Here is a 3,607-nt window from a genome sequence, read left to right as displayed (position 1 = left end):
GGCGCCTGCTCCCGCTCAGGCCCCCGCCCCGGCCCCCGCTGCGGCTCCGGCCGCGGCGGCACAGAGCCGGCCGGTGCCGCAGCAGCCGCAGGCCCAGAACCGGCAGCGGTACGCGGACGAGACGATGGAGCTGCCGATCTTCCGGGAGCTCGAGTCGGCCTGGTTCCGCACCCGTCGTCCGGGTCCCGAGGAGGCGGCGGCAGCCGCCAAGCCGGCGACGAACGGCGGCGCCGCGACGCAACAGTTCGCCACGGTCGAGGCGAGCGGACCGGCAGTCCACAAGACACCACCCGGGACGACAGGTAACACACCGATGGCAGACACTCCGACGGCCGGAGGAGCGCCGCGGGACAACGGGTCGACAGCGAACGGGGGCGCACGCCCCAGTCCCGCCGAGAGCCTGCCGAACCGCCGGCCCCAACAGCAGCAGACCAACGGCTGGCAGACCGCCGCCGACGACGGCTGGCGTGCCGCCTCGGCAGCGGCCAGCGCGGTGCCGGTGGCCGAGACCACCACGACCGGTCTGCCGAAGCGCAAGCCGATGGCGCAGCTCGTGCCGGGCGCGGTGGAGAAGCCCACCACCTCGGTCCAGCGGCGCTCCCCGGAGGCGGTCCGTGGCCTGCTCTCCGCCTACCACCGGGGCGTGCAGCGAGGGCGTAGCACCTCGGACAACCCGACCAGCCCGGAGGCGACTCCGGGAGGGCAGCAATCCTCGCAGTCTGGCTCAGGCCCAGCGGCCGGGAGCGGGCAGAAGGAGCAAGAAGGATGACAACTACGCAGGATCTTGGTTGGCTGCTGGCCAACTTCGCCGACCGGGTGCCCGGTGTCGCACACGCGGTCGCCGTCTCGGCGGACGGCCTGCTCCTCGCGTCGTCACGGGACCTGCCACGGGACCGGGCCGACCAGCTGGCCGCCATCGCGTCCGGTCTGGTCAGCCTCACCCAGGGAGCGGCCCGCTGCTTCGAGGGAGGCGCTGTGCTGCAGACCGTCGTGGAGATGGACAATGGCTTCCTGTTCCTGATGTCCATCTCGGACGGCTCGTCCTTCGCCGTGCTGGCCGCTCGCAGCTCCGACGTGGGCCAGGTCGGCTATGAGATGGCGCTGCTGGTCGACCGGGTGGGCGACGCGCTGACCCCGCAGCCGCGCGCGGCCGCGGGGATGCTGGGCTGACGCCTGGCCGATCGTGAGGTCGGCGCAACTGCAAGGACAACAACGACGAGTTCCACCGGTGGGAGCCGGTACCGGGTGCGAAGGAGGTGAGCGGCGACATGGCCGATCGTGACGAACCGACCGGAGCGTTGGTCCGTCCATACGCCGTGACCCGTGGTCGTACCCGCCCCCGGCTGGACATCGCGCTGGAGGCGCTCGTCGAGACGACGGTGCGCGGTCGCGCCGCTGCCAATGGCAACGGCGCGCAGGGCCGCGAACACCAGTACATCGCCGCGCTGTGTGACGGACGCGTGCAATCGCTCGCCGAGATCGCGGCGCGGATGCAGCTCCCGCTCGGTGTGGCCCGGGTGCTCATCGCCGACATGGCGACGGACGGCCTGGTCGCGGTCCACGAGCCGACCATCCTGGACGACTCCGACGACGCGGTGGGCACTGAACTGCTGGAGAGGGTGCTGAGTGGACTTCGCAGGCTCTGACATGTCGCACCGCCCGCCGAACCCGGGCGGCCGCGTGACGTCGGCGAAGATCGTTATCGCCGGTGGATTCGGCGTCGGTAAGACGACGCTGGTCGGCTCGGTCTCGGAGATCACGCCGCTGACCACCGAGGCCATCATGACCTCGGCCGGCGTGGGCGTCGACGACACCCGGCAGGTGCCGGGTAAGACGACGACCACGGTGGCCATGGACTTCGGCCGGATCTCGATCGACCGTGACCTGATCCTGTACCTGTTCGGTACGCCGGGTCAGACCCGGTTCTGGTTCATGTGGGACGAACTGGTCCGGGGTGCCATCGGCGCGGTCGTGCTGGTGGACACCCGCCGGCTGGCGGACTGCTTCGCGGCGATCGACTTCTTCGAGCACCGGCGGCTGCCGTACCTGGTGGCCATCAACTGCTTCGACGGGATGCAGTACCACGACCCGCAGGACGTCCGGGACGCCTTGGCGATCTCCAGCGACGTGCCGGTGGTGGCCTGCGACGCCCGGAACCGGGAGTCGACGAAGCACGTGCTGATCTCGCTTGTCGAGTACGTGCTCACCATGCGCCGTACGCGCGCCGTCGCCCCGGCCTGACCGGGACGGTTTCACGCCCGGTGGTGGCTCCGGCCGCCATCGGGCACCGCATCATGCCCAGCGCCGACCGCGCCGGCCGTCACGTCGACGGTCGGCGCGGATTCGTGCGTGGCCCTGCTTGCGGGTTCCCCGTACACGAATCGCGCCCTCAGTCGGCTGACTGAGGGCGCGATCGGCGCTTGAGGACGGTGGGTCAGGACTGGTAGCCGGCGGAGCGGTACTCGTACTCCCGGTCGTCGTCGCGGTCACCGTGGTCGCGGCTGAAGTCCCAGCCGCCGGCGGCCTCACGACCCGGCCGGCCGCCCACCGCGAACCCGCCGATCTCCTGCCCGCGGCGCCAGCCGCGGAAGTAGCCTGTGGTGTTCTCCGCGAGGCTCGCCGCGTCACGCACTATCCGCAGTGGACGCTCCTCGCGCAGCGGGGAACCGGGGACCAGGTTGGCCTGTGGCACCCGCTTCGGCAGCCCTGCGGTCGTCTCGGCGCCCACCGCCGGGCGGGCCGCCTGCTCGGCTGCCTGCCATCCGGTGTCGGCCGTGGTCGACCAGTCCAGGTCGGTCTCCTCGGCCTGGCCGACGAACCAGGCCGACTTCGCCTGCGCGAAGATCAACAGGTCGCCGTCGCCCTCGTCGGCCACCGGTGGCGGCCGGTGCTCGACCGGCGGCGACGGCCGGTGCTCGGCCACACGCTCGGCGCGCGGTGCGGGACGGCCGCCGCGAGCTGCCTGCTCCCGGTCGACCAGCCGCAGCGGCGGCGTGTCCAGGTGCGCGTCGGTGGGCTGGTTGAGCCCCTCGCGCAGCGCCCGGTCGGCCAGTGGCGGCGGCTCCACCAGCCGCAGCATGGGCGGCTCCTGGGGCAGGTCGTCCGCGAGCCAGGGCGGGGTGACCCGGCCGTCGGCCCGACCCGGGTCGGTCGGGGCGTCGACGCCACGGCCCCCGCCGTACGGGTAGGCGACCGGGTTGTTCGCCGAGCTGTCGCTCGGGTCCTCCGGGTTGTTGACCAGCGGCCAGTTGGCCCGGGAGCCCGGCGGAGGCGACTCCTGGCCGGGCCGGGGCGCCGGCACGGGGATGCTGAGGTCGGTGGCGCTGAACCCGCCGGTCGGCGGCTCGTCCACCGGGCGCTGCTGGTGACTCGGCCGGGGTTCGCCGTTGGTCTTCGGGCGGGGCGGGATGACCGTGCGCTGCCGTTCGGCCCGCGCGTGGTTGATCGCGGCGGTGGTCAGCGTCGGGCGGAACGGTTCGCCCGCCTCGGCCGGCGGCACCGCGCCGCGCTGTGTCGGCGCGATCGGGGTGATCCCGGGTGGTGGGGGCGGCGGCGAGGACACCGGCCGGTTGGTCGGACCGTCGAGCCGACTCGGCTCGCCGCGCAC

The 3,607-nt window shown here is 73.1% G+C and carries 3 protein-coding genes and 2 pseudogenes; 4 read left to right on the top strand and 1 reads right to left on the bottom strand.

The genetic code is table 11. The features are described 5' to 3' along the window. The 4 genes and pseudogenes from FHG89_RS00335 to FHG89_RS00320 form a co-directional block, all read left to right on the top strand. Positions 1-769: pseudogene (locus FHG89_RS00335) on the top strand (ATPase); the annotation flags it as partial. After that, complete coding sequence (locus FHG89_RS00330) at positions 766-1,170, top strand: roadblock/LC7 domain-containing protein (RefSeq protein ID WP_007455462.1); 405 nt, start codon at positions 766-768, stop codon at positions 1,168-1,170. The pseudogene FHG89_RS00335 and the gene FHG89_RS00330, both read left to right, overlap by 4 nt. A 98-nt stretch (positions 1,171-1,268) precedes the next feature. After that, entirely contained in the window at positions 1,269-1,646 is a 378-nt protein-coding gene (locus FHG89_RS00325; protein WP_132232372.1) for a DUF742 domain-containing protein, read from the top strand. 1 nt (position 1,647) lies between these two features. Continuing rightward, entirely contained in the window at positions 1,648-2,241 is a 594-nt protein-coding gene (locus FHG89_RS00320; protein WP_139581860.1) for a GTP-binding protein, read from the top strand. A 193-nt stretch (positions 2,242-2,434) separates the two neighbouring features. On the opposite strand, the pseudogene FHG89_RS00315 reads toward FHG89_RS00320, so the two are convergent. Continuing rightward, positions 2,435-3,607 (bottom strand): annotated as a pseudogene (locus tag FHG89_RS00315) (transposase); the annotation flags it as partial.

Source organism: Micromonospora orduensis, from assembly GCF_006228125.1.
GTDB classification, from domain to species: Bacteria; Actinomycetota; Actinomycetes; order Mycobacteriales; family Micromonosporaceae; genus Micromonospora; species Micromonospora orduensis.
Note: the sequence above shows the minus strand (reverse complement) of the source record. Positions and strands in the feature narration are given on the sequence as shown.

What these genes read in the sequence shown, in the direction of transcription:
- FHG89_RS00330 (WP_007455462.1), top strand. Translation starts at nt 766, where the DNA reads ATGACAACTACGCAGGATCTTGGTTGGCTGCTGGCCAACTTCGCCGAC.
- FHG89_RS00325 (WP_132232372.1), top strand. Translation starts at nt 1,269, where the DNA reads ATGGCCGATCGTGACGAACCGACCGGAGCGTTGGTCCGTCCATACGCC.
- FHG89_RS00320 (WP_139581860.1), top strand. Translation starts at nt 1,648, where the DNA reads ATGTCGCACCGCCCGCCGAACCCGGGCGGCCGCGTGACGTCGGCGAAG.